The organism is Lactobacillus sp. CBA3605, from assembly GCF_002970915.1.
In the GTDB taxonomy this organism is placed as follows: domain Bacteria; phylum Bacillota; class Bacilli; order Lactobacillales; family Lactobacillaceae; genus Lactiplantibacillus.
This window is the reverse complement of sequence record NZ_CP027190.1, coordinates 444,615-469,462: the sequence shown is the minus strand read 5'-3', so window position 1 is coordinate 469,462 and position 24,848 is coordinate 444,615. Positions and strand designations below refer to the sequence as shown.

Sequence of the window (24,848 nt, the reverse complement as noted above, 5' to 3'; positions counted from 1 at the left end):
ACGACAACTTTACTAAGCTGTCGTTAAACGATTTTTTTAATAGGCGATAATTTTTGTCCCGTGTGCTTGGGGGACATTTAAAGTGGTTGTAATTTGATCGACATTCGCGGCAGTAATGCCACCACCAGGTAAGATTTGAATCCGTCCTGCGGCTAATTGCAAGGTCGCTTGCAACGTTGGTAAGCAGGCTTCAATAGGGGTGCTCAAAGGACCACCATGAGTTAAAATTCGGTCCACTTGATGGGCCACTAACCACTCTAGGGCTGGTGCCTGTTGGTCAGGTGCTAAGGCATCAAAAGCCATGTGGAAAGTCACATTCATGCCACCAGCAGCGCCAATTAATAGGGCCATGGCTTCTGTGTCTAATTGGCCGTCTGCAGTTAATGCGCCTAAGGCCACGCCATCGACGCCTAAGGCCTGGGCTTGTAGCAGATCGGCTTCCATGATTTTCAGTTCGGTATCATTATAAACGAAGTTACCACCTCGTGGTCGGATCATCGCAATTAAGGTGACGCCATGTTCTTGAGTGTACTTAGCGGCTTCAGCCATGACGCCACGGCTAACAGTCGTGCCACCGACGGCTAAATTATCATTTAATTCAATCCGTTGGGCGCCAGCAGCAATTGCTGCTGGCAGGTTAGTATAGTTTTCAAGGGCGACTTCTTTTAATAGCATATCAGTTAATCATCCTTTACTTTGCGAATAGAACGCAAACGCCTTCGGGAACGGTGAGGTCTTTTTGCAATAAGCTGAGTTTACCAGAGCTTAGATCACGTTCGTACAGCGTTGCATTATCAGTGTTCTGATTGACAACGACGACGAATGCTTCAGTTGCATCTAAGTCAAAATCGCGAGGAAAATCGCCTTCAGTACTGATTTCTTGAATCAGAGTCAGGTGAGCATCAGCTGCGACTGCAAAAACAGCTAAACTGTTATAACCGCGATTGGAAACGTAGAGGTAATGGCCATCGTTGCTTAAGCGGATTGCGGCAGCACCGTTATGGTCAGTGTAATCTTCAGGAATGGTTTTGACAGTTCCTAGTTGCATGAAGCTACCGGTAGCTGAGTCATAGGCGAGACTGGCTACTTGGCTGGATAGTTCGCCAGCTAAGAGCGCGTGGGTACCATCTGGCGTAAAGACTAAGTGGCGGGGGCCAAAACCAGGCGTTAATGTTAAGACTGATTGAGCAGTTAACTTACCAGCGGCGCTTACATTATAAACGTAAACTTTATCACTACCAAGGTCAATCGCAACGAGGCGGTTATCTGGTGTTAAGTCGGTGTAGTGAATATGCGCACTATCTTGTTCTGGCCGAGGGCCATTACCGGTATGGGTCAGCTGGTCAACTAATGTTAAGTCACCATTTTCAGCAATCGTCATGACGCTAGCGGTGCCTTGATGATAATTGGCGCTGTAGACTAATTGGCGGGCTTCATCAACTGCGACGTAAGCGGGCGGCGTGCCGGGAGCCACAACTTTGTTTAAAGGGGTGGCGCCTTGGTCAGTTAATTGCCAAGCAGCAACACCACCTTGATCAGCGTCTTTAGCCACGCTGTATAACCGATTTTTAGCAGATAAAGCTAAGTAAGTTGGGTTAGCGGTTTTGGCTAAGAGGCCATCATTAGTTAATGTTTTTGCCGTGGTGTCCAGGGTGCCTTGATAAATCCCCTGACTCGTTTTTTTCGTATAAGTTCCAAATAGAATTTTTTCTTGCATGCAAAAAAGCCTCCTCAATAATTAGTTTTAGTATAGCATAAGTTAACGGCTTGTAAGCGATGACAAATTGGCGTGAAACATTTAGGCTATGCTACAATTAAGACATCTAATATAAAGAATGGGGTTTTGTAACTATGGCAACGACAGCAACGGTACAATCAATTGGACAACAAGCCATTTCACCAGCGGAACCAATTTTAATCTTATTTAATGAAACGGCCACTGCCGCTTTACAACAGATTGCGATCATTCAAAAGTTTGCACAGCCAGTGACCGACTTGGCATTACAGATTGGCAGTACAGTGCAAATTGATGATCAAAAGTTTACGGTTGCTTATGTGGGTGAACTGGTGAATACGAGCCTCGCAAGTATTGGGCATGCTACGTTATACTTTACTGAGGTTCCTACTAAACCGATGCAAAACGGCGTTTACTTAGCACCAACGACGTTACCCACAATTAAAGTTGGGAGTGTTATTACGTATCGCGCATAATTAAAAAGGGGGCGGTAATTTGAAAGATCAACCAAGCCGAAAGCGGTGGACGAGTACCAAAACAATCCGCACACTGGTTATTATTTTATTAGTGTTGGCCTGTTTCTTTTTAGGAAAACAAGTTGATTGGCTATTGACCCCGGTGCAGCAGTTCTTTAGCATTGTTGGGTTTCCGATTGTGTTAGCTGGGGTGTTGTATTACTTGATGAATCCGCTCGTTGATCGGTTGGAAACGAAGTACCACATTCGGCGTACTTGGACGATTATTGCGTTATTTGTGATTATTTTAGGGCTGATTATTTGGGGGATTGTTGCGATTATTCCGACGATTCGCACTCAGACTTTGGCGATCATTAATGAATGGCCAAAATATTGGCAAAATGCTAGTAGCGAGGTCAATCACTGGTTAAATGATCCAAAATTATCAGCGTTACGTGATCAAGTCGATCAATGGAATACGGATACGAGTAAGTTATTAAATGGTAAGGTCACTAAATATTTAACTGGGACGGTCTCCTCGATTACGAGTGTGGTGAGCACTGTAACGACGGTTATTATCGGGCTAATTACGATGCCATTTATTTTATTCTACCTGTTAAAAGACGGGCATCAATTGCCGAAGTATTTAGTGAAGTTCATCCCTGACAAGGGCCGAACCAGCTTCTTACAAATGCTGACCGAAATTAATACGCAAGTTAGTAACTACATCCGTGGTCAATTAACCGTTGCTTTCTTTGTCGCAGTGATGTTTGCGATTGGGTATTGGGTGATTGGCCTAAAATTCGCTTTAACATTAGGGATTGCGGCGGGAATTTTGAACTTAATTCCATATCTGGGATCGTTTCTAGCAATGGTTCCGTCGGTTGTGATTGCGATGGTCATTTCACCGTGGATGTTAGTTAAGGTGTTAATCGTCTTTGCAATCGAGCAAACGATTGAAGGCCGCGTGATTTCACCGTTAGTTTTAGGCAGTAGCTTGGCGATTCATCCGGTGACCATATTGATTGTGTTATTAGCCGCAGGGAAAATCTTTGGGTTATTGGGTGTAATCTTTGGGATTCCCGGGTACGCTATCTTGAAAGTGTTGATTACCCATTTATTTACGTGGTATCGGCACCAATCGGGACTGTACGAAGCGGATGATTGAGTCAATATGGGTGCGGGCTTAGTATGACTCGCAGCTAGAATCTTGTTACTGAGAGTGGCACTGAACGGCGGCAAGAATGTTAGTTAAGTCAATCAATTGAGGCAAAAAATGGCAGAATTAATTTGGATGGGTTGCGTCGTTGTGACGTCAGTTTTGGCTTTTATCAATAGGCTGAAGTTAAGTAAATATAGTGAAGCGATTGTGAATGGTACGTTAGTGAGCACTGAGGAATTGGATTTGTTAACGGCAACTTATCACCGGCAGCTGTTGTTTAATCGGGAACAGCCACTCGTGCATCGCTATCAACAACGTTATCGGTATGCGCTGATTATCTTTTATGTGAACTTAGTGGTGAGTTTAGGTGGCTTACTGCTATTATTGACGAAGTTACCATTATGGGGGGCGTTTGCAGCCTTGGCAGTAGTGACCTTTGGACTAGGCAGTGGATCGATTTATAGTATGGCGCATACGCTACGTCAATTGCGACAACTTTATCGGCAGCATCAGTTGTTATTATCGCAGAACATTCCTAGCTTTCATGGTCATTCGCAGGCACGATCAATAGCGACATTAGTTTATTTGTGGTTATTACAAGTTGAAACGTGTGGCTTTATGTTGTGGCTGAGCTGGCTTGCTTATGAGATCAACTCGTTTTAAAGGTGGATTAAACTGGTTAACTTTTTAGTTAGCCAGTTTTTATTTCTGGGCTTAGTTAAGAGCTAAATCAGCCACCACAAAAAATAACCACCCGTTTTAGGGATGGTTATGATTTTAGTCGGTGAAATTACCAGCTGGCTTTCTTGACACCAGGAATTTGACCGGCATGTGCTAAGCGTCGGAAGTTCAACCGGGACATCCCAAACTTTCGTAAATAAGCGTGGGGACGACCATCAAGGTGATCCCGACGATGAATACGAACAGGCGAAGCGTTGCGTGGTAAGGTTGCTAACCCAGCGTAATCGCCGGCAGCCTTCATGGCAGCGCGCCGGTCGGCATAACGGGCAACTGTGGCTTCGATGCGGCGTTCTTTAGCAATTTTAGATTTTTTAGCCATTTTAACTTATGCTCCTTTGCAATTGAATTTTAGATGCGATTCATTAGCAAAGCATTCGGAACAACAATTAGTGTTTTTTTAGAACGATATTTAATCTATCATAGCTAAATCGTAATAGCTACTATTTTGTTCCAATCCGGTGGAAGGACTATGGTATGATTGATTTAAATCAATTTAGAGAGTGTGAAAATAGTGAATAAAATGGCGCGCGGTATTCAGTTTGTCCAAGCTAATCTGGGCTTGTTTCGGTGTTTAGTTTGTGACCAACCTTATGACCGGATTGAAGGACAGAGTGTCGGTTGTGTTAATGGCCATCAACTTGATTTTTCCAAAAAAGGGACGTTGTATTTTTTGACGCATCAAGTGCAAAGTGAATATGATGCGGCGATGTTAGCAGCGCGGCGACGAATTCTACAGGCTGGCTTTTTTCGGCCAATTGTTGAAGCAATCAATGCCCAATTACCGGCAAGTCCACAACGGATTTTAGATATCGGTAGTGGGGAAGGGACGCCATTAGCCGATTTGTTGCAATTGCATCAACAACCAAAAGATGTGGGAATTGGGTTTGATATTAGTAAGGCGGGGGTAAATCTTGCAACCCAGTTACCCACGGCGGCTTACTATTGTGTGGCTGATTTGGCCCAGCTCCCCTTTACAGCCCAGTCTTTTACAGCAATCATGGATGTCTTTTCACCATCCGCTTATCAGGAATTTGAACGGGTCTTGGTACCGGGTGGCCGACTATTAAAGGTTATTCCAAATAGTGACTATTTAGTGGAATTACGGCATTTATTATTCAAGCCAACAGACCGTCAATATCATTATGATAATCAGCGGGTCTTAGATTTGTTCCAGCAACACTATCCCCATGCCACCCAACAACGGATTCATTATGAATTTGATTTAGGGGCGGTTGATTTTGCTGACTTATTGGTGATGACACCCTTACATTGGGGGGCCAATGCGGCTAGTTTAGCTGCGGCAACCGCGACTGGTTTGGACAAAATCACGGTCGATGTTAGTTTGTTAACGATGACCAAGTAGTTGCAACCCGACGGATGCTTGCATGATTGTAAAACGGGTGTTAAGATAACCCATGAGAAATCGTTTGATAGCTAACATCGGTGTAAATCGTTGGTGACTACCGAGTTGTACTTCATTAACGTAGCGTTTCGCCGTGCCCACACCGAAATACTACGTTTTTTTATTAGCTTGTATTTATCGTAGATTAACAAATTTAATATCAAAAAAAGGCATCAGGGATAAACTCTGATGCCTTTTTAGGCTTGAAAGATAGCTGAAATGGCCAATTTAAACAGTTTGCCGGCGCTGCCAATAACGACCACCCAGACCCAGAATTAAGCCAATTAGAGCTGGAACAGTCCAGCCAAGACCGAGTTCTGCCAATGGTAAGGAGGCATTTAAATGCACCAGGACACGTAGCCAATGGGCTTGGCGCAAGGATTGTGGTAAGGCGACTAAGCCTGCTAGCAATGCGGGAATTAACGTCCAAGCGGTGGTCATCGCAAATAACCAGCGAGACGTGCCCAGCCATGGTGAGAGCACAGCCAATGAAATAAGGACAATTGCGAGTGGATACAGGCTCATTAAAATGGGCGTTGAGTACGTAATTAATTGCGTGAGACCGATATTAGCTAAAATAGCTGGAATTAAACAAGCCCCACTAATTAAAAAAATGTAGGAAACTTTAGGAAACATGGTGTGTAATGTGTCACCAAAAGCCGCAGTCAATCCGACGGCCGTTTTGAGACATGCGGTGATGACAATCAAAGCTAAGAGCGCATTCCCAAAGCGACCGAAGTAGGCATGCGCAATCTGTGCCAAGGTAATCCCACCGTTACTTGCGGGACTAAAGCGCCCTAAACTCATTGTCCCAATCACGGCTAATAAAGTATAGATCAAGGCCATGAGTGCCATACTGATTAGACCAGCTTTGATAGTGTCAGTGGCAATTTGTTTTGGTTCGGTGACGCCCAATCCACGAATCGCATCAACCACGATAATACCAAAGGCTAAAGCCGCCAAGGCATCCATGGTATTATAGCCTTCAGTGAATCCGGTTAAAATGGGATGGGTAACGTAAGCGCCTTGGGCTACGACGTTGAAATTGCCCAACGGTTTAACGAGGGCGACTAACATCAGACTACCTAATAAAAGCAAAAAAATTGGTGTTAACCATTTGCCAATATAAGTCATGATTTGGCCTGGATTGCGCGCTAACCCCCAAGTAACGCCGAAGAAGCCTAAGGAAAAGGCTAGTAAGGCCCAAGATTGCTGCGATTTGGTTAAAAACGGCACTAATCCGATCTGAAAGGCCGTGGTCGCTAACCGCGGCATTGCAAATAGTGGACCTAAAGTGAAGTACAACAGGATTGTAAAAATATAGGCGTAAGGCCGACTTACCTTTGTTGCGAGTGCAAAAACGCCGGCACTGCGCGTTAGTCCAATCCCAATTACGCCCAACAATGGTAAGCCAATACCTGTAATTAGAAGACCGATAATCGCTGGCCCGACATGTTGGCCGGCCTGTTGCCCAAGATAAATTGGAAAAATTAAATTACCAGCGCCAAAAAATAAGCCAAATAACATGGTACTAATAAAGAGCAATTGACGACCGGTTAAACGGTTTTGCATGGAATCACTACTTTCATGACAGAATTGAATAAGATTTAGCTTAGCATGTTTCCGTGAAGAAAAGATTAAAGCCGGCTAATTTAGGCACATAAAAAAAGAACTTAGTCCCGAATGAAGCGGGGTTAAGTTCTGCGAATAATGTTTACTGATTAGCAACTGTAAAACGAGTTTGATGGTGTTGTGGGTGTTCAATTTCATCTAAGACTGCAACAGCCATGGTCCCACTTGTTGTGACTGATTGACCTTGCGCGTTAACGAGTAACGTGTCGGTCCCAATGATAGCTGGAGTTGCCGGGCCATCATGAAAGTCAGCGGCTGGTGAAATCCCGACCCAGCTCACGTTGGTGACTGTCCGTAAGAAGGTAAGTTCGCTCAACTGATTTTTAGGAATTGCAACAAAGGCATCATTAGCAGGGTCACTTTCAATATCACGAACAACTAAATGATGGTCATCGCCAGTTGTTAAGCTTCCGGCACCTAAAATAAAGACTAAGCGTGGTGCCGTCGTTTGCCGTAAAGTGGCAACCAGTTTAGTGGCTAAGTCCACGTGTAAGTATGCATGGTCGGGGGCGCTTGCCATGGCATCAACGACGATATCAACTGCTGAGAGGTCGGCCTTAGTTAGGCTAAAGGCATCTTTAACTTGTGTCGTTAAGTTAGCATGTGCCGGTAGGGCGGCTAACTTTTCAGCGGAACGGGCCACGGCCAAAACTTGATGGCCACGGTCAAGGGCGGTTGTAACTAAGGCACTTCCGGTCATACCGGTGGCGCCGATAATCATAATTTTCATTATTTGAATTCCTCCTTTATTTAAGTCACAAGTTCAGTATAGAGAAAGTTCGGTAGGTTAGCGAATAATCAGTTTTTACGATAGAAACACTAGGTGTTGCCCTGTTAGTCATGGTATGATAATGATTAAGATTATAATTAAAAGGAAGATTATTTTGACAAATCATATTGCCTTATTTGAACCATTGATGCCAGCTAACACTGGTAATATTGCTCGAACTTGTGCCGGTACGGATACGGCCCTGCATTTAATTGAACCACTGGGCTTCAAAGTTGATGATAAACACCTCAAACGTGCTGGATTAGATTACTGGGATAGTGTAGATATTACTTATCATGCTGATTTACCGGCCTTTTTAGCTAGTATTCCGGATTTGGACCAGTTATACATTGTCTCAAAATTTGCAACCCATGATTACACGGATGTTGATTACCATGATACGACTAAAGATCATTATTTCTTGTTTGGCAAGGAAACGACTGGTCTACCCGAACCCTTTATGCGCCAATATCCAGAAAAAGCGATTCGGATTCCCCAAGATGATTCACATATTCGGGCATTGAATTTATCTAATTCAGCAGCTATCGTCATCTATGAAGCATTGCGGCAACAAAACTTTTTGAGTCTGGAACGGTCGCACCGTTATGAGGATGATAAATTAAAGTAACCTAGTGATTAGCACTAGACGTGACTTAGCGGCGCACTTGGCGAACGCTGGGGCACGTTTTTTTGAAACTAGGCGAGGAAATACGTTCTTTTAAGGACGTGATGAATCGTTTTTTATTTTATATGTGGTGCATAGGGTTAAGCTACAATAATTATATCTATAAAAGATACTAGCAGGCTTACGTATGGTCAATCATCTTAATTACCCTGTTATTGGGGGTACTAAATACTGCAATCGCATGTTAAAAAGAAACATCGCGGTTGCTTTGAAAAGAATATTGGTAGAAATCGTTTAAAAATACGGATTTAGTATTGAACAGATGAAAATTGGTCAAGACGACCATGTCCACTTATTGGTTAGGGCACCGCCAAAGCTAGCTGTGACCAACGAATAAAAGAGGTGCTTTTAAATGACGCTATGGGCGATTAAAACAAGGATCTATCCCCAAATTGACCAAAAGAAAAAAATCATTAACAATTTTGGCTGCTGTCGTTTCGTTTGGAACCAGTTATTAAGCATGCAGATTGAGCGTCATAACAACGGTGGAGATTACGTCAATGAATTTGGTATGAATTATCTGATTAAGTGCCTCAAACAGGAATACCCTTTTCTTAAACAAGCCGAATCAACCAGTCTTTTACATGTTAGCCGTGACTTGCATCATGCTTTTCAGAAGTTATTTCAGGAGCACACTGGTTTTCCGAAGTTCAAATCGCGTAAATTCCCCAAACAGAGTTATCGATCTAATTCAGTCAATCATAATATTAGTCAAATCAGTCAACACTATATCAAATTACCAAAATTAGGCCGTCTTGCATTTAAGTCTGGCCGACAACTCACCGGTAAGATTAAAAATGTCACAATCCGTTTATCCGCTACCGGCAAATATTACGCTATTTTGTTAGTTGATAATGACGTACAAAATCTGCCTAAAACTAAGCAATCGGTGGGGATTGACATGGGTGTTGCGGATTTAATGATTACCAGTGATGGTGTCAAATATCCCACTATTCGCTTTGACAAAGCCTTATCGCGAAAGAAACATTATTGGGAAAAACGGTTAGCCCGACGTCGGTTACAAGCCATGAAAGAAATTGCGTGGGATAAACACAATCAAGTCTTAGAACCGCGTGAATTAATCGATTTCAGTAATCATCGCAAGGCACGTATCATGGTTGCTAAATATAACGAAAAGATCGCTAACCAGCGGAATAACTATTTACATCAACTCACTAAGAAACTAGTAACGCTCTACGATGTGATTAAAATCGAAGATTTGAAAACCAAAAATCTTCTCAGCAATCATCAGCTCGCTCGCGCAATTGCCAATCAAGCTTGGCGTGAACTACGCACGCAGCTTGAATATAAATGTGCTTGGTATGGTAAACGGTTGGTCACTGTGAACCCTCGAAAAACTAGTCAAATCTGTGCTGACTGTGGTTACGATGATGGTAAGCATCTACTATCTATCCGGCAATGGACATGTCCAAAGTGTGGTGTTAACCATGATCGGGATATTAACGCCGCCAAAAACATATTGAATGCTTAAAGACTAACTAGGCTCGGAACGAGCCGTGATAAATAGCTGTAACCGCTGGGCATAGTGCTTGCCGCTATTGTGTAAGTTAGCAGTGTTCTCAGAAGCTCAGTCATTTATGACCGAGTAGTTCACAGATGGTTATTAAAAATAGCACTATTCAGAACATAAGTTTGGTACAATGGAATTAATTTAGAAATGGAAGGACGATTACAGCGTGGCACGAAAGCAACAAACAACTAAAAAGCGTCGGCCAGCCCGGACTAAAAAAACAAATCGGACCGTACAGCGACAAATGACCGGCAATATTATTGGGTTTGTCGGCAGTTTGATTACCGTACTGGCGCTGTTTAAGCTTGGTCTAATTGGTGTCTTCTTTATAGAATGTTTTCGGTTAGTTGCCGGGGATGCTTATCAGGTGCTGGCAATTCTGACACTGGGCTTGATGGGTTATTTAACGATTTTTGGCCGATTGCCCCGAATTGGCTGGCGTTGGTGGACTGGGCTGAACTTAATCGGGTTTAGCTATTTACTCTTATTAGAAATCCCCATGTTTAATCAGCTTAATCGACATACTGATTTTTGGTCGATTACATGGCACTTAATTAAGAATGATTTTGCTAAGGGTGGTGTATCTGTACACCTTGGTGGCGGCCTAGTTGGTGCAGCAGGATACAGTGTAACATATCCATTAGTGGCCAATTTAGGAACGGTGTTAGTCGCGCTTATTTTAATCGTCGCCGGGGTCTTTATTGCCTTTAATTTACCTTTTCATCAGACGATGATAGCGGTTCGAAAGGCATTAATCATCAGCGGTACTCATCTAAAAGATGCTTACGAAACGATAGCGCATTATAGTCGGATTCAGATTGCGCGTTGGCGGGCACAACGCCAAGTTAAGGCCAACCAACAAGCGGCTGCAGCTGAAAAGCAACCACCCGTGGCCCCAAAACCAGCACCAGTCGTGACTACACCAGCTAGTGCGGCATCGACTGAGCCAATGAAAATTGTGGTAGCTAGTGAACAAGAAGCACCAATCGCTAAAACGGCAGCACCAGTTGAGCCAGATTTACAGGGACTGGAGACAGTTGATGAGACAAATTATCAGTTACCATCGTCAGCGCTGTTGACGAAAATCCCGAAAACTGATCAAAGTGCTGAATATGCCACAATTGAAAGCAATTCGAAAAAATTAAAAGAGACTTTGGCTAGTTTTGGTGTCAGTGTTGAAGTGAAAAACGTTAGCTTAGGGCCTTCTGTCACTAAGTATGAACTACACCCCGCAGTTGGGGTTAAAGTTAGCAAGGTTGTTAACCTAGCTGACGACTTGGCATTAGCGTTGGCAGCGAAAGACTTGCGAATTGAAGCACCGATTCCGGGAAAGTCGCTGATTGGGATTGAAGTTCCAAACAAACAGGTTTCGACAGTCTCATTTCGCGATATTGTCGAAGCTCAACCAGCACATCCAACGAAACCGTTAGAGGTACCGTTGGGACGCGATGTGTCAGGTAATTTAGTTACCGCAGATTTATCGAAAATGCCGCATTTGTTAATTGCTGGCTCGACCGGGAGTGGGAAGTCAGTGGCAATCAATGTCATGATTACCGGTCTCTTGATGACTACCAAACCGAGCCAAGTCAAGTTCATGCTGATTGACCCTAAAAAAGTTGAGTTGGGGATTTATAATGGGATTCCACATTTACTAACCCCGGTCGTGACGGAACCGAAAAAAGCGGCACGGGCGTTGCATAAGGTTGTCGCTGAAATGGAACGGCGGTATGAGTTGTTTGCTGATTCCAAACAACGTAACCTGCAAGGCTATAATCAGTATATTCGACAACAAAATGCGGCTGATGATAAAAATCGGCCCGTACTCCCTTATATTGTCGTGATTGTGGATGAATTAGCTGATTTGATGATGGTCACGTCTAGTGAAGTTGAAGATGCAATTATTCGGCTTGGTCAGATGGCACGAGCGGCAGGTATTCACATGATCCTAGCTACGCAACGTCCCTCGGTTGACGTTATTACGGGTCTTATTAAAGCGAACGTCCCATCACGAATGGCATTTGCTGTTTCAAGTGGGACGGATTCGCGGACGATTATTGATAGTAATGGGGCAGAAAAACTATTGGGTCGCGGGGACATGTTGTATCAACCAATGGGCATGAATAAACCATTGCGGGTCCAAGGAGCCTACGTTTCGGATCATGATGTTGAAGAAGTTATTAATTATATCAAGGCACAGCAAAGTGCAGATTATGATGAAAGTATGCTCGTTAAAGATGATGAACCAAGTGAGGGGAGTGATCCTCGTGATGGTGAAGATGCATACTATGCCGATGCGGTTGAATTAGTGACGGAACAGCAGTCGGCCAGTGTATCGATGCTGCAACGACGTTTTAGAATTGGTTATAATCGGGCGGCGCGAATTGTTGATGAGATGGAAGAACGTGGCGTGGTAGGACCTTCTGAAGGTAGTAAGGCGCGCCAGGTTTATCGGCAAGCCCCAGCGGATGATTCGGCGCCAACTTCTGATGAACCATAAAATAATATGATGACGATAGCCTGATGATGAGTGTTCCTTATCTCATCATCAGGCTTTTTTTACGTGTTTTCGTAGGCAGGGGTCAATTAAATACGATATTTTCAAATGGTCGTGAAATTAACGTTCTTAATTAATGAAAGCGTTTGCCATATGATGAGGATGTTGAAAAGAAAAAAACAAAAATTTGATTGGAGTGCATGAATATGTCAGAAGATTGGTTAGAATTAGTAAACCGGGTCATGATTGTTACCGGAGGCTCATCTGGAATTGGGGATGCCATTGTTCAAGAATTAATTGGTCATGGCGCTCAAGTTATTAATGCTGATTTAAAGGCTGGTGAATTTAAAGCCGATAAGTTAACCTTTATTAAGACGGATGTGACTTCAAAAGTGGCGGTCGCCAGTTTAGTTCAACAAGTCATTGACCAGTTTGGTAGAATTGATGGGTTAGTAAATAATGCTGGGATTAATTTACCACGACTATTAGTCGACAATCAAATGCCAGCAAGTCAGTACGAATTGGATGAAGGGGCCTTTGATAAGATGTTTGCTGTTAATGTTAAGAGTGTCTTCTTGATGTCACAGGCAGTTGGACATTATATGGCCAAGCAAAAGCAAGGTGTCATTGTGAATATGTCATCTGAGGCTGGGTTAGAAGGGTCACAGGGTCAAAGTATTTATTCAAGTACTAAGGGCGCTATTAATGGGTTAACGCGTTCTTGGGCGAAAGAATTGGGTGAATTTAATATTCGTGTTGTTGGGGTTGCACCAGGCATTATGGAAGCAACTGGGTTACGAACACCGGCATATGAAGAAGCACTAGCCTATACACGGCATAAGACTGTTGCGGATTTAAGAGCTGGGTATAAGAGTACGACTACCACACCGTTGGGTCGTAGTGGACATCTAGTTGAAGTTGCTGATTTAGTCAGTTACTTCCTATCCACACGTGCTAGCTATATTACGGGTGTTACCACGAATGTTGCGGGTGGTAAGTCGCGCGGATGAAAGGATTTGGTTTGATTGGATAATCAAGATTTTCGTTTATTAAATTACTTGGTGGCTAATGATTCAGTCCAGATGGCTGAATTACTTGCCCACGAGCACGTTTCTAAACGGACGATGCACAAGTATATTCAAAATTTGAATGATGATCTTGAAGGAATTGCAGAAGTTCGACAAAAACAGCAGCGCTTTTTCTTACAAGTTAATGATTATCAGCAGTTAGCACAATTACAAACTAGTCAGTTAAAACAAAAGTTGGATTTTAACGATCCAGATAAGCGTCAGGCATATATCGTGAATCAATTGATTCAAGCAACTAGTTACGTTACTTTAGATGCTCTGGCTGAATCGCTGTCGATTAGTAAGCCGACGCTAACCCGTGATATTACGAGTTTACGGAGAAAATTAAGTCAATATCGAGCTACGATTGAATCGATGACCAATAATGGTATTCGGTTAGTTTTTAATGATGAGTATCATGTGCCAATTGTGATTGAACAGCTTGTCTATGATTATTATCCAGTGACGACGTTACCAATAAAGTCACGATTGGCGGAGTTACGTAATACTTGTAATGAACTACAGCTGACGAGTCATATTAGTGCTCAAATTGAGCGCAAAGTCGTTGCTGATTATCTGGCTTTTAATGGGGGACATCAGCTCACAAAACCGATTCCTCATTTCCAGCCGCTGTGGCAACATAGTGAAGCTGTCCAAGAATTAGCGGCGACCATTGAGTTTGTTTTGAATCGGCCAATTGCTGAAGCTGAGATGACCTATTTACTGGCGCCCTTAACCTTTCAAACCAATGAGTTATTATCCGATGAGTTAGTAGCTAAGCAGGTGGCTACCAACCAGCAATTATTCCGTACAGTCGCCCAAACGGCGGCTTTGAATGTTCAATTTGATTTTACGCACTTTTATCAACAAATTAAGTATCATTTACTATTTTTAATTAATCGAGCAATCTTTCAGGTAAGCTCAACTGCTTTATTACCTGAAAATGTCGCTAATCAGTATCCCGTGGCTAATGATTTAGCGGTTCTGACGATTCAAACGCTGGAACAAACGTTGTCAACGTCCATTAATCCAATTGAAATTAGTTATTTAACAATTTATTTTGAAATGGAATTAGAAGAAAATCAAAGCGCATTAAAAAATACTGTCGCAGTTGCGATGGTGGGTGCGATTGGAAAAAATGTGACGCGCTTTATTGAACACCGATTGAATGCTATTTTTGAAGGATCAGTTACGATTACAGTGTTCAATGATGTAACCGCTTTAAAGTCGCAACATCAACATTTCTTATTAATTTTTACCAATGGCCCAATCAATTATGATGATGGGGTATCGTCGATTGTCCGAATTAGCACAGTCTTTCGTGCAGATGAGTTGCAAAGTAAATTACAAGTTTCTTTGATTGAAAAGGCGATTAAAAATCAACAATGTGACTTTAGCTATCAAATTTTAGATGATCAAGATGGGTATTTAGTCGCAACGCAAAAAATGATCGAACAAAAAATTGCAGTTGGAAAATTAAACAAAACTTTTTTAAAAGACTGGCAATTGCGAGAACAAAAATCGTCATGTGTCTTTGAAGGTGGCGTGGCCATTCCACATGTGATTGATCATACCAATCAGCACCGAATCCTGATTAGCGTTGGTGTTTTTGACCATGAAATTGAGTACCAAGATCGAAAAGTACGCCTAGTCTTCTTAATTGGGATTCCGGCTGAAGTTGATCAATCGCTGAGTCGGGTACTATCAGAAGTCTATGATTTTATTTTTTCAATCGCAAAAAATCAAGGCGTTTATCATAATCTATTGAATTACGATCCTAGTCGACCATTGATTCAAATTACGGAGGGAATTTAATATGTCACCAATGTTGATGATTGGTTTTATCTTAGTTGCTGCATTTTTATTACAAGGTGTCTTGGGTTTCTTTCAAATTCGAAATTTTGCACATCAATATCGACTGTTAAGACAACAAGGTAAAGTTTTAATCGGTAAGAATCCACGTAAGATTCAAGCCGGAAGCTTGATCTTAATGGCAATTGACCAAGATGGCAATATTCAATCGGCGCAATTATTACAGGGCGTGACAGTTTTTGCCCACTTTCGGCCGGTTAAAGCATTAGCAGGGCAAAATATTGCCGTATTAGTGGCCGACTACACACAGCTGCATCAATTTAAACGTTTGACACGGCAATGTATTCAAAATGCGTATAAAAATTTTATCGATTATCGAACAGGTCATTTAACGACGGAAGCGTTTGATACCCACGTTAATATTTTTTCATTGCCATTAGTTGATCAAGTGAAAGCACAAGGGAGCCAAATGTTGGGAACCCTTAAGCGTCATTTCGTACGCGGATAGAGAGGGAGAATATCAAATGAAAATTATTACTGATTTTGCGTCTGGGTTTATGGGCTTGTTTCAAAGCGGTGGGAAAACTTTTATTGGTTGGATGTCATCAATTGTACCGGTCGTGTTACTGTTACTCGTGTTAATGAATACAATCATTGCATTCTTAGGTGAAAAACGGATGACGCGGTTAGCACAGGCCTCCTCACGTAATGTGTTAACACGCTATATGATTTTACCGTTTCTTTCGGCCTTTATGTTAGGTAATCCAATGGCATTCTCACTAGGACGATTCTTACCAGAATACTATAAACCGAGTTATTATGCGGCTCAAGCTCAATTCTGTCACACCAGTAATGGGGTCTTTCCACATATCAATCCAGGGGAGCTCTTTATTTGGATGGGAATAGCCCAAGGGGTTCAAAAACTAGGGTTAGATACGATGGATTTAGCGATGCGCTATTTATTGGTTGGTTTAGTGATGAACTTTATTGGCGGTTGGGTAACTGATTTTACGACTGCGTACGTTTGTCGAACATCTGGTGTTAAATTATCAAAGACCGTTGATCTGACGGCAAGGCAGACAACAGTCTAAGGAGAAGATAAATGATGGCATGGAAAAGTATTCGGATTGTAAAAGGCACCGGTGGTTTTGGTGGTCCATTAATCATTACCCCCACGGAACAAAAACATAAATTTATTTATGTAACCGGTGGTAATCGTCCGGCAATTGTTGATAAAATTGCTAGGTTAAGTGGGATGGAAGCAGTCGATGGCTTTAAGACCTCAATCCCGGATGAAGAAACTGCCCTAGCTGTGATTGATTGTGGCGGGACCTTACGATGTGGTATTTACCCTAAAAAAGGGATTTTAACGGTTAATGTTTTACCAACTGGAAAAAGTGGCCCGTTAGCCCAGTTTATTACGCCAGAATTATATGTATCCAATGTCGATGTTGACCAAGTATCAGCTAATGACCACGATGGGCAAGCCTCTGAGACGATGGGCACTGAGGCAGCTCAGCCAACGCCTCAGTATGATCAAACTAAATCTTTGACTCAGCAACCTAGTAATCAGCCTGGTCTGATTGCTAAAGTTGGGGTGGCAGCTGGTCGGGTCGTGGCAACTTTTAATCAAGCTGCTAAAGATGCCGTTCAAACGGTGATTAATACGATTATTCCATTTATGGCGTTTGTCTCTTTATTAATTGGCATTATTAATGGTTCAGGACTAGGTAAAGCGTTTGCTAAGTTAATGTCACCGTTAGCTGGTAATATTTGGGGACTCATGATTCTTGGCTTTATCTGTTCGTTGCCATTTCTATCACCATTACTAGGACCTGGTGGGGTCATCGGTCAAGTTATTGGTACGCTGATTGGGGTTGAAATTGGTAAAGGTAATATTTCACCACAATTTGCATTGCCAGCGTTATTTGCCATCAACACTCAAAATGGGTGTGATTTTATTCCAGTTGGTTTAGGACTAGAAGAAGCGGACGCCGCAACAGTTGAAGTTGGTGTGCCATCAGTATTATATTCACGTTTTATTAATGGTGTGCCGCGGGTATTCGTAGCTTGGATTGCAAGTTTTGGATTGTACGCTGGTAAATAAAAAAGAATGTGAGGGTCATTTACGATGTTAAATAATAAGCAAGAATTAGTTTTTGAAACGCAAGTCATTGAAGTCGGTCAAGAAGCTCAAGATTTTAGTGCGATTAATATGTTGATCCTATTCGGTCAAGAAGCGCCGGATGCCTTACGATCATCTTGCTATATCATTAATGTTCAGCCAGTTAAGGCGGCAATTACGACTGGGATGCAGTTGAAAATTAATGATACCAGTTATCAAATTACTGCCGTTGGCGATGAAGTGCAACGAAATCTCACGAATCTAGGGCACATTGCCATTAGTTTTACTGGGAAAACGACGGCGGAATTGCCAGGAACGCTATACGTTGAACAAGGCGATTATCCTGTAATTGAAGCTGGCGCAGCGATCGCCATTGGCACTTTAAGATAAAAAATAAGTTGTTAAATTTCTAATTTAGAAATTTAACAACTTATTTTTTTGCAATCGCATTAACCAAAGGATAATAACCCTAGCCCGGATAAGGCGGTTAAAATCAGTGAACCAATCATTGAGATAATCATGACCCAAACAATGACCATTGTAATTTTCTGGAACGTTGATTTTTTCTTCATTAGTTTAATATGCACCACACTTTTTCAGTAATTCTTTCATAGTTTAACGTGGAATGGGCCTTTTTTCAATTAACAATTAAAAATAGTCATGATTTTTTAAGTATTCGATACTTAAAATGCATAAGATGATAGTCCCTAACATCAGCCAACTAAAGGCGTGAACGAGGTTAGCACCTGGTAAATGGACGTTCATGCCGTAAATGCCACCAATAATTGTTGGGATAGTTAAGATAATCGTTAATGAAGTTAAAACTTTCATCACATCATTTAGATTATTCGAAATAACGGCACTGACTAATTGACTATACTGCTGTAAAATCTGATTGGTGGTGGCAGCCATGTCAGCTGCTTGCTTAGTTTCAACAATAATATCAGTTGTTAAGGCTTGGTGTTTAGGCGTGTTAAATAAAGTTGGTGAATTTTCGACCATTTTTAAAATGGGGGCATTCTGAGTTAAGGCCGCTTTAAATCGGATTAAAGATTTTTGATAAGCCATAATTCGGAAAATTTCGGCATTACGTGTGGCCCGTGTTAAACGTCGTTCTAAGGCCGCAGTCTGATTGTTGATTGCTTCTAACGCCGTCACGTAGGCGTGTGAAATCGACCACATAATTGTTAGCACAAAAGCTTCGTGATTATCCAAGCTCAGGCGTGATGCTGCTGGAGCCAGCACGAAATCTTGAATAAAGCTAGCTGGGTAATCGCTGATTGTGAGAATGACCGTTGGGGTGAGAATTAAGGCAAATGGAAAGACCTGGTATTCCAAGTAACCGAGGTCACTGGTGGTTAGTTTCGGAAATTGCATCACAATCAAAGCGGGTTGGTCCGGCGTTGCTTGATTCAGTTGTTCAGTTCGTGACACTTCGGCGTCGTCGAGGACCGCGGTCAGATAATCACGTGGAAAGTTAAATTTCTGAACCAAAGTATCGATTTCGCTAGCAGTGGGACGTTCAATATTGATCCAATCCGTTTGAGCGGTCTGTTTCGGTGTCATGACTAACCCAGCCGAATGAGTTGAAAAGTATTGCAACAAGGGGAATACCTCCATTTCTTAACCTGAATATTATTATAAGGCTGGTTGGACTGGTTGAAAAGTCAATCGAGAATCCCTATAATAATAGCGAACCTAATAGGAGGGAAGCCGCAATGCACGACCTATTTACAACTTGGCTAGGACAATTAAGTTTTATTGTGGTATTTTCGATTATTTTAATGGGCTTAAAACGGCTGTTAGGCCGTCACTGGCCAACCGGGTTATTAATTATTGATTTCTGGTGTCCATTTTTAATTATCTTTACTCACTTCCTAACCCTGCAGACCATGGCCGATTCAATCGTACCCTATGAAGTGATTTCGTTAATGATTTTGGGCATTGGGTTGACCATTCTGGAGGTCATTCAACGCGGAGAAATCCTTTACGGACGCTTTTTAAAGCTCTATTGGCGTGCCAGTGATTTAGTAGTTATCTTAGTTTATGGTTTAGCGTTAATTTTCCATTTTATTGCGTAAATGTGCCAATTACTGAAAATTAGCCCCACTAGCCCCCACCAATGATTGTTCATTGGTGGGGGCTTTTTTATCATTTTTATTAACAAATTTGAAAAGGTCACAAATCAATGTGGTAGGAAGTGGGGGGGTGTGGTAGACTTAATTATGTTTAATGAAAGGGGTTGATTGACTGTGGCGTCTAAGATGTTTTTTGGTGAGTTTGAACATGCCTTAGATGCTAAGGGTCGTTTAATCATCCCAGCTAAGTTTCGAGACCTGTTAGGAACAACTTTCGTGATTACTCGCGGGATGGATGGTTGTATTTTTGGCTATCCGGCCGCACGGTGGGCGACGTTACAAGCTCAATTAGATGATTTACCGTTAACTAAGAAAGACGCCCGTGCCTTCGTCCGGTTTTTTTATGCCGCAGCGGCCGAGTGTGAACTAGACAAACAAGGGCGCGTGATGATTCCGTCGTCATTGCGTCAATATGCGAAATTAGAAAAACAATGTGTCATTGTTGGGGTTTCTGATCGGTTTGAAATTTGGAGTGCCGCTAAATGGCAAGCTTTTGAAACTGAGACGGCAGCTAACTTTGATGATTTAGCTGAAAATTTGATTGATTTTTAACTTAAAAATGTAAACGTATGAGGAGGACTTGGCGTGGCAGAATTTGAACATACAACGGTGTTATTAGAAGAGGCCGTCGCGGCGTTAGCAATTAAGCCGACCGGCGTTTATGTCGACTGTACGTTGGGTGGCGGTGGTCATTCGCGGCGAATCTTAGAACAACTTGGACCAAACGGTCATTTATTTAGTTTTGACCAAGATCAAACGGCGATTGACTATAATCAAGAAAATCTGGCTGCTTACTTGGCAACTGATCAAGTAACCTTTATAAAAAGCAATTTTGCAAATTTAAAAACGGAATTAGCAGCTCGCGGTATTACCCAAGTTGATGGAATTGTGTATGATTTAGGGGTGTCATCACCCCAGTTTGATAACGCTGAACGAGGCTTTTCTTATCAGCATGATGCGCCTTTGGATATGCGGATGGATCAAAGTGCCCCGTTGACGGCGCAGATTGTGGTGAATACATGGCCTTATGCTGATTTGGTCCGAATCTTTTATCGGTATGGTGAAGAAAAGTTTTCTAAACAGGTGGCGCGCGCTATTGAGCGGGCCCGGGAAACGGCGCCAATCGAAACGACCGGTGAGTTGGTTGAGTTAATTAAAAGTGCGATTCCAGCGCGAGCCCGGCGAACGGGTGGTCATCCTGCCAAGCGAGTTTTTCAAGCGATTCGGATTGCTGTTAATAATGAATTAGGCGTACTAGAGACGTCCTTGGAACAAGCCGTTGACCTGATTGGTGTTCAAGGCCGTGTTAGTGTCATTACCTTTCAATCATTAGAAGATCGATTAGTAAAAACAATTTTTAAAGAGCATAGCGATTTGCCAGAATTGCCGCCAGGGTTACCAGTAATCCCAGACGACATGCAACCGGATTATCGACTAGTGAGTCGGAAGCCGATTGTGCCTAGTGAAGCTGAAATTACGGCTAATCGCCGGGCGCGTAGTGCTAGATTACGCGTGATTGAACGTTTAAATAAAAAACATAATTAGAACTTAAGGAGTGAAATGAAATGGCCCAAAATGGATTGGCGCGGGAGTTGCCCCGCAAAGCCCCGAATACGTCGACGACCCCAGTACATAAAACTGTCGTAACCCCAAATCCAGCTATTGAAACGCAACGCATCCCATTTTCAGGATTTGAAAAGGCGCTGTGTGTTAGTTTTAGTTTGGTTGTCTTTGCCCTTGCAATCGCTTTAGTTTCGATTAATATTACAATTGGCAATACTGAAAGCCAGTTGCAGACAGTTCAAAACAAAATCACAAAGGTTGAGGCTAGCAACACTTCAGCAACGCAACAAATTAGCGAGCTTTCCAGCCGGACGCGCTTAAATAAAATTGCGAAAGAGTTTGGGCTATCGTTGAATAATGGTAGCATAAGGAATGTTTACAAATGAATAAGAATAAACAACGAATGACTTCGAAACGGTCACCAAAACAAAATCGTAGAATCTTTGGCCAATGGCTATTCTTTGGGGCGATTGTCGTTTTTGGTGTTTTGATCATTCGTTTTTCATATATTGCGATTGGTCGTCATGTTAATGGGGTTAACTTGGCGAGTGCGACGAAACAACTTTATACCGAAGATCAAACAGTTGCCGCTAAGCGCGGGACAATTTATAGTGCTAATGGAGATGCAATTGCGGAAGATACCAGTACGTATACGATTTATGCGATTATGGCTAAGAATCAGCGAAGTGCCAATGGGAAAGCTTTATATGTTAAAAATGATGCCAAAGCCGCACGAGTGTTAGCTAAGTATCTATCTATTAGTTATAAGCAGGCCCTGACAACGCTCCAAAAAGGCAATGGTAAGTTCCAGATTGAATTTGGGACGGCTGGTCAAAATATCTCATTGACAACTAAGAAGAAGATTGAAGCTCAAAATATTACTGGACTTCATTTTATCCAATCAGAGGCACGGTTGTATCCAAATGGGACCTTTGCGTCACACTTGGTTGGATTAACGACGTCTAAGAATATTAAGAATTCCGAACGGACACGTCTAACGGGGTCGATGGGGATTGAACTAGCCTTCAATAAGCAACTCTCAGGGACTGACGGTCATAAAACCGTGACTAAGAGTGGCTACCAAGGGACGACCGATAGTGTCAAAAAAGTTAAAAATGGGAATAATATTTACGTGACTATCGATAGTAAACTCCAAACATTGTTAGAGAGCAAGATGGCTGAAGTTGAAAAACAAGTCCATCCTAAAACAATGACGGCTACCCTGATGAATGCGAAAACGGGGGCTATTCTGGCGACTAGTCAGCGGCCGACGTTCAATTCGCAAACTAAGTCGGGCTTATCGAAAATGTGGCGTAACTTATTAGTTGAAGACACGTATGAACCCGGGTCGACCATGAAAGTCTTTACGATGGCGGCGGCTATCAATAGTGATAACTATAATAGTAATATTACCGTCCCAACTGGTGAATATAAAATTGGTGGCAAAACTGTCCCTGATTGGAACACGGCTGGTTGGGGGAATATTACGTATGCCAAAGGGTTCGCCTTATCTAGTAACGTGGCGATGGCGCACTTGGAACAAACAATGGGTGCGAAGACGTGGCTGAAATACATTAAGCGGTTTGGGTTACGAAGCAGTACAAATAGCGGCTTAGCTAATGAACAGACTGGTTCGATTCAATTTACGTATCCAATTGAACAGGCTGATACATCATTTGGTCAAGGTATTCAGATCACGGCGATGCAGATGCTCCGTGGTTTCACGGCAATTGCAAATCATGGTAAAATGCTACAGCCCTATTACATCTCTAAAATTAATAATCCCAATACGGGAAAAACCACCTACCAAGCAAAAACTAAAGTCGTGGGTCAACCGGTAACGTCCAAAACGGCGGCCGCCGTTTTGGAACATATGCAAGATGTGGTCTATAAGTCTTATGGTACGGGTTCTGCTTATAAAATCAACGGTTATCGAATTGCTGCTAAAACTGGGACAGCTCAGGTTAGTAATGGCTCTACTTACGAAACAGGCGATAATTCTTACCTGTACTCGGTAGTAGGGATGGCACCAGCCAAAAATCCGAAATACATCATGTATATTACGATGAAACAGCCGACCTTGGCAGGAACTTCTGCTTCTGAAGACATGGCCGAGATTTTTAAACCGGTGATGCAACGAGCTTTAGATGAACAAAAAGCCAGTGAGACTAAAACGACAACGATTAAAATGCGGGACCTGACAGGGAAAGCCACCAGTGCGGCCCAAACAACGGCCAAAAAGATTGGCGTTAAACCGGTAGTTATTGGTAAAGGTGCCCACATTGTGAAGCAGTCGGTCACGTCTGGTACGGTGTTGACACGTCAGCAGCGCGTCATTCTAGTCACGAACGGACAGATGTATATGCCGAACTTAACGGGCTGGTCTGCCAGTGAAGTCGCTGATTTTGCCTCATTAACTGGCTTGAAATTAACAACTAACGGCACAGGTTATGTGACGGCTCAAGGGATTTCAGCAGGCAATCCGATTGAGGCCAAGCAAGCTTTAAGTGTCACGTTGAAATAAATGATTAAGTTTTAGAATGGAGAATTGTTGTGAGTTTAATGGAATGGATAGTGACCTTAGTTAGTAGTTTTGTGATTGTATTTGCGTTAATGCCGTCTTTGATTCGATATTTTCGTGCACGCAAAGAAGGGCAAATGATTCGAGAAGAAGGCCCTAAATGGCATGAAAAAAAATCAGGGACACCAACGATGGGTGGCTTATTATTTATCATCGCCATTCTGGTGACCACCATTTTAGTGGGGTGGTGGCAAGGTCAATTACGGCCAACTACCTGGATCTTAATGTTTATTCTAGTGCTTTATGGGGCCTTAGGATTTTGGGACGATAGTATTAAGCTATGGCGAAAACAAAATGAAGGTCTGAAAGCTTGGCAGAAATTATTGGGTCAGATTGTTGGCGCGGTGGTTTTCACTTTAGTCTATCAACATGAACATTTGCCAATGGGCTTACGGATACCTGGTTTAGGTGATTGGTCCTTAGGGCTTTGGTATATTATTTTCGTCATTATCTGGCTCGTTGGTTTTTCTAACGCGGTTAATTTAACAGATGGTTTAGATGGCTTAGTGGCCGGCCAAGCGACGATTGCCTTTGGCGCCTATGCATTAATTGCCATTCATCAACATCAATTAGACGTGGCACTATTTTGCATCGCCGTAGTGGGGGCATTACTTGGCTTCTTTGTCTATAATCATAAGCCCGCTAAAATCTTTATGGGCGATATGGGTTCATTAGCATTAGGTGGTGCTTTAGCGGCAGTTTCGATCTTACTGCATCATGAGCTATCGCTACTATTTATTGGGATTATCTTTGTGATTGAAACGGCATCGGTTATTTTACAAGTCGCTTCATTTAAATTAACTGGCAAACGGATTTTCTTAATGAGCCCCATTCATCATCATTTTGAGATGAAAGGCTGGAGTGAATGGAAGATTGATTGGGTATTTTGGACAGTCGGGTTAGTGGCAGCGGCAATCAGTGTGGCAACCATTATTTAGAGCGGATAATTAAACAAA

Annotated in this window: 27 protein-coding genes; 20 read left to right on the top strand and 7 right to left on the bottom strand. The window is 42.5% G+C overall.

Features of this window, described 5'->3' with window-relative positions; genetic code table 11:
- Positions 1 to 36: 36 nt before the first annotated feature.
- Positions 37 to 675, bottom strand: a complete 639-nt coding sequence (locus C5Z25_RS02310) for a copper homeostasis protein CutC (RefSeq protein WP_105451171.1) — start codon at positions 673 to 675, stop codon at positions 37 to 39.
- 16 nt (positions 676 to 691) lie between these two features.
- A complete protein-coding gene (locus C5Z25_RS02305) occupies positions 692 to 1,717 on the bottom strand; it encodes a lactonase family protein (protein WP_105451170.1) in 1,026 nt (341 codons plus the stop codon).
- Positions 1,718 to 1,851: 134 nt separating this feature from the next.
- Between C5Z25_RS02305 and C5Z25_RS02300 the strand changes: the two genes are divergently transcribed.
- The 3 genes from C5Z25_RS02300 to C5Z25_RS02290 all read left to right on the top strand — a co-directional run bounded on the left by C5Z25_RS02300 (position 1,852) and on the right by C5Z25_RS02290 (position 4,015).
- Positions 1,852 to 2,211 carry a PTS glucitol/sorbitol transporter subunit IIA gene (locus C5Z25_RS02300; protein ID WP_105451169.1) on the top strand — a complete coding sequence of 120 codons (360 nt, stop codon included), beginning with the start codon at positions 1,852 to 1,854 and terminating at the stop codon, positions 2,209 to 2,211.
- A gap of 19 nt (positions 2,212 to 2,230) precedes the next feature.
- Entirely contained in the window at positions 2,231 to 3,358 is a 1,128-nt protein-coding gene (locus C5Z25_RS02295) for an AI-2E family transporter (RefSeq protein ID WP_105451168.1), read from the top strand.
- A gap of 108 nt (positions 3,359 to 3,466) precedes the next feature.
- Entirely contained in the window at positions 3,467 to 4,015 is a 549-nt protein-coding gene (locus C5Z25_RS02290; protein WP_105451167.1) for a hypothetical protein, read from the top strand.
- A 127-nt stretch (positions 4,016 to 4,142) separates the two neighbouring features.
- Here C5Z25_RS02290 and rpsN read toward each other — a convergent pair whose 3' ends face one another.
- Positions 4,143 to 4,412, bottom strand: coding sequence for a 30S ribosomal protein S14 (gene rpsN / locus C5Z25_RS02285; protein ID WP_105448667.1), 270 nt, complete (start codon positions 4,410 to 4,412; stop codon positions 4,143 to 4,145).
- A gap of 192 nt (positions 4,413 to 4,604) precedes the next feature.
- Here rpsN and C5Z25_RS02280 point away from each other — a divergent pair, with 192 nt between their 5' ends.
- Positions 4,605 to 5,456, top strand: coding sequence for a methyltransferase domain-containing protein (locus C5Z25_RS02280; protein WP_105451166.1), 852 nt, complete (start codon positions 4,605 to 4,607; stop codon positions 5,454 to 5,456).
- 267 nt (positions 5,457 to 5,723) lie between these two features.
- On the opposite strand, the gene brnQ is transcribed toward C5Z25_RS02280, so the two are convergent.
- Positions 5,724 to 7,067, bottom strand: a complete 1,344-nt coding sequence (gene brnQ, locus C5Z25_RS02270) for a branched-chain amino acid transport system II carrier protein (RefSeq protein ID WP_105451165.1) — start codon at positions 7,065 to 7,067, stop codon at positions 5,724 to 5,726.
- A gap of 142 nt (positions 7,068 to 7,209) precedes the next feature.
- Entirely contained in the window at positions 7,210 to 7,857 is a 648-nt protein-coding gene (locus C5Z25_RS02265; RefSeq protein WP_105451164.1) for an NAD(P)-dependent oxidoreductase, read from the bottom strand.
- Between the two features lie 154 nt (positions 7,858 to 8,011).
- Between C5Z25_RS02265 and C5Z25_RS02260 the strand changes: the two genes are divergently transcribed.
- From C5Z25_RS02260 to C5Z25_RS02220, 10 genes are all read left to right on the top strand, one after another.
- Positions 8,012 to 8,524: a tRNA (cytidine(34)-2'-O)-methyltransferase gene (locus C5Z25_RS02260; protein ID WP_105451163.1), complete on the top strand. Its 513-nt coding sequence runs from the start codon at positions 8,012 to 8,014 to the stop codon at positions 8,522 to 8,524.
- A 319-nt stretch (positions 8,525 to 8,843) separates the two neighbouring features.
- On the top strand, positions 8,844 to 8,918 hold the full coding sequence (locus tag C5Z25_RS12610) for a hypothetical protein (protein WP_234002793.1): 75 nt from the start codon (positions 8,844 to 8,846) through the stop codon (positions 8,916 to 8,918).
- Between the two features lie 15 nt (positions 8,919 to 8,933).
- Entirely contained in the window at positions 8,934 to 10,073 is a 1,140-nt protein-coding gene (locus C5Z25_RS02255) for an RNA-guided endonuclease TnpB family protein (protein WP_105451162.1), read from the top strand.
- Between the two features lie 205 nt (positions 10,074 to 10,278).
- The gene (locus tag C5Z25_RS02250) at positions 10,279 to 12,609 is read left to right on the top strand and encodes a DNA translocase FtsK (RefSeq protein WP_105451161.1); all 2,331 of its coding nucleotides are present in this window, start codon (positions 10,279 to 10,281) and stop codon (positions 12,607 to 12,609) included.
- 203 nt (positions 12,610 to 12,812) lie between these two features.
- The gene (locus C5Z25_RS02245; RefSeq protein ID WP_105451160.1) at positions 12,813 to 13,616 is read left to right on the top strand and encodes an SDR family oxidoreductase; all 804 of its coding nucleotides are present in this window, start codon (positions 12,813 to 12,815) and stop codon (positions 13,614 to 13,616) included.
- A gap of 15 nt (positions 13,617 to 13,631) precedes the next feature.
- On the top strand, positions 13,632 to 15,488 hold the full coding sequence (locus C5Z25_RS02240) for a BglG family transcription antiterminator (protein WP_105451159.1): 1,857 nt from the start codon (positions 13,632 to 13,634) through the stop codon (positions 15,486 to 15,488).
- A gap of 1 nt (position 15,489) precedes the next feature.
- The gene (locus C5Z25_RS02235) at positions 15,490 to 15,993 is read left to right on the top strand and encodes a transcriptional regulator GutM (protein ID WP_234002770.1); all 504 of its coding nucleotides are present in this window, start codon (positions 15,490 to 15,492) and stop codon (positions 15,991 to 15,993) included.
- A 16-nt stretch (positions 15,994 to 16,009) separates the two neighbouring features.
- Positions 16,010 to 16,576 carry a PTS glucitol/sorbitol transporter subunit IIC gene (gene srlA / locus C5Z25_RS02230; protein ID WP_105451158.1) on the top strand — a complete coding sequence of 189 codons (567 nt, stop codon included), beginning with the start codon at positions 16,010 to 16,012 and terminating at the stop codon, positions 16,574 to 16,576.
- Between the two features lie 14 nt (positions 16,577 to 16,590).
- A complete protein-coding gene (srlE, locus tag C5Z25_RS02225; protein WP_105452829.1) occupies positions 16,591 to 17,592 on the top strand; it encodes a PTS glucitol/sorbitol transporter subunit IIB in 1,002 nt (333 codons plus the stop codon).
- Positions 17,593 to 17,616: 24 nt separating this feature from the next.
- A complete protein-coding gene (locus C5Z25_RS02220; RefSeq protein ID WP_105451157.1) occupies positions 17,617 to 18,000 on the top strand; it encodes a PTS glucitol/sorbitol transporter subunit IIA in 384 nt (127 codons plus the stop codon).
- A gap of 59 nt (positions 18,001 to 18,059) precedes the next feature.
- Here C5Z25_RS02220 and C5Z25_RS02215 read toward each other — a convergent pair whose 3' ends face one another.
- On the bottom strand, positions 18,060 to 18,182 hold the full coding sequence (locus C5Z25_RS02215) for a DUF4044 domain-containing protein (RefSeq protein WP_105448656.1): 123 nt from the start codon (positions 18,180 to 18,182) through the stop codon (positions 18,060 to 18,062).
- A 76-nt stretch (positions 18,183 to 18,258) separates the two neighbouring features.
- Complete coding sequence (locus C5Z25_RS02210) at positions 18,259 to 19,215, bottom strand: magnesium transporter CorA family protein (RefSeq protein WP_105451156.1); 957 nt, start codon at positions 19,213 to 19,215, stop codon at positions 18,259 to 18,261.
- Positions 19,216 to 19,328: 113 nt separating this feature from the next.
- On the opposite strand from C5Z25_RS02210, the gene C5Z25_RS02205 reads away from it, so the two are divergent.
- From C5Z25_RS02205 to mraY, 6 genes are all read left to right on the top strand, one after another.
- A complete protein-coding gene (locus tag C5Z25_RS02205; RefSeq protein ID WP_105451155.1) occupies positions 19,329 to 19,691 on the top strand; it encodes a DUF3397 domain-containing protein in 363 nt (120 codons plus the stop codon).
- A gap of 183 nt (positions 19,692 to 19,874) precedes the next feature.
- Complete coding sequence (mraZ, locus tag C5Z25_RS02200; protein WP_105452828.1) at positions 19,875 to 20,300, top strand: division/cell wall cluster transcriptional repressor MraZ; 426 nt, start codon at positions 19,875 to 19,877, stop codon at positions 20,298 to 20,300.
- Positions 20,301 to 20,333: 33 nt separating this feature from the next.
- A complete protein-coding gene (gene rsmH / locus C5Z25_RS02195; protein ID WP_105451154.1) occupies positions 20,334 to 21,293 on the top strand; it encodes a 16S rRNA (cytosine(1402)-N(4))-methyltransferase RsmH in 960 nt (319 codons plus the stop codon).
- 20 nt (positions 21,294 to 21,313) lie between these two features.
- A complete protein-coding gene (gene ftsL / locus C5Z25_RS02190; protein WP_105451153.1) occupies positions 21,314 to 21,697 on the top strand; it encodes a cell division protein FtsL in 384 nt (127 codons plus the stop codon).
- A complete protein-coding gene (locus tag C5Z25_RS02185; RefSeq protein ID WP_105451152.1) occupies positions 21,694 to 23,835 on the top strand; it encodes a penicillin-binding transpeptidase domain-containing protein in 2,142 nt (713 codons plus the stop codon). Before ftsL ends, C5Z25_RS02185 begins: the two co-directional genes overlap by 4 nt.
- A gap of 29 nt (positions 23,836 to 23,864) precedes the next feature.
- Complete coding sequence (mraY, locus tag C5Z25_RS02180) at positions 23,865 to 24,830, top strand: phospho-N-acetylmuramoyl-pentapeptide-transferase (RefSeq protein ID WP_105451151.1); 966 nt, start codon at positions 23,865 to 23,867, stop codon at positions 24,828 to 24,830.
- Positions 24,831 to 24,848 lie beyond the last annotated feature (18 nt).

Bases quoted from the DNA above. Each gene is read 5' to 3' on its own strand.
- C5Z25_RS02310 (WP_105451171.1), bottom strand. From the start codon at position 675: ATGCTATTAAAAGAAGTCGCCCTTGAAAACTATACTAACCTGCCAGCA.
- C5Z25_RS02305 (WP_105451170.1), bottom strand. From the start codon at position 1,717: ATGCAAGAAAAAATTCTATTTGGAACTTATACGAAAAAAACGAGTCAG.
- C5Z25_RS02300 (WP_105451169.1), top strand. From the start codon at position 1,852: ATGGCAACGACAGCAACGGTACAATCAATTGGACAACAAGCCATTTCA.
- C5Z25_RS02290 (WP_105451167.1), top strand. From the start codon at position 3,467: ATGGCAGAATTAATTTGGATGGGTTGCGTCGTTGTGACGTCAGTTTTG.
- rpsN (WP_105448667.1), bottom strand. From the start codon at position 4,412: ATGGCTAAAAAATCTAAAATTGCTAAAGAACGCCGCATCGAAGCCACA.
- brnQ (WP_105451165.1), bottom strand. From the start codon at position 7,067: ATGCAAAACCGTTTAACCGGTCGTCAATTGCTCTTTATTAGTACCATG.
- C5Z25_RS02265 (WP_105451164.1), bottom strand. From the start codon at position 7,857: ATGAAAATTATGATTATCGGCGCCACCGGTATGACCGGAAGTGCCTTA.
- C5Z25_RS02255 (WP_105451162.1), top strand. From the start codon at position 8,934: ATGACGCTATGGGCGATTAAAACAAGGATCTATCCCCAAATTGACCAA.
- C5Z25_RS02245 (WP_105451160.1), top strand. From the start codon at position 12,813: ATGTCAGAAGATTGGTTAGAATTAGTAAACCGGGTCATGATTGTTACC.
- C5Z25_RS02235 (WP_234002770.1), top strand. From the start codon at position 15,490: ATGTCACCAATGTTGATGATTGGTTTTATCTTAGTTGCTGCATTTTTA.
- srlA (WP_105451158.1), top strand. From the start codon at position 16,010: ATGAAAATTATTACTGATTTTGCGTCTGGGTTTATGGGCTTGTTTCAA.
- srlE (WP_105452829.1), top strand. From the start codon at position 16,591: ATGGCATGGAAAAGTATTCGGATTGTAAAAGGCACCGGTGGTTTTGGT.
- C5Z25_RS02220 (WP_105451157.1), top strand. From the start codon at position 17,617: ATGTTAAATAATAAGCAAGAATTAGTTTTTGAAACGCAAGTCATTGAA.
- C5Z25_RS02215 (WP_105448656.1), bottom strand. From the start codon at position 18,182: ATGAAGAAAAAATCAACGTTCCAGAAAATTACAATGGTCATTGTTTGG.
- C5Z25_RS02205 (WP_105451155.1), top strand. From the start codon at position 19,329: ATGCACGACCTATTTACAACTTGGCTAGGACAATTAAGTTTTATTGTG.
- mraZ (WP_105452828.1), top strand. From the start codon at position 19,875: ATGTTTTTTGGTGAGTTTGAACATGCCTTAGATGCTAAGGGTCGTTTA.
- ftsL (WP_105451153.1), top strand. From the start codon at position 21,314: ATGGCCCAAAATGGATTGGCGCGGGAGTTGCCCCGCAAAGCCCCGAAT.
- C5Z25_RS02185 (WP_105451152.1), top strand. From the start codon at position 21,694: ATGAATAAGAATAAACAACGAATGACTTCGAAACGGTCACCAAAACAA.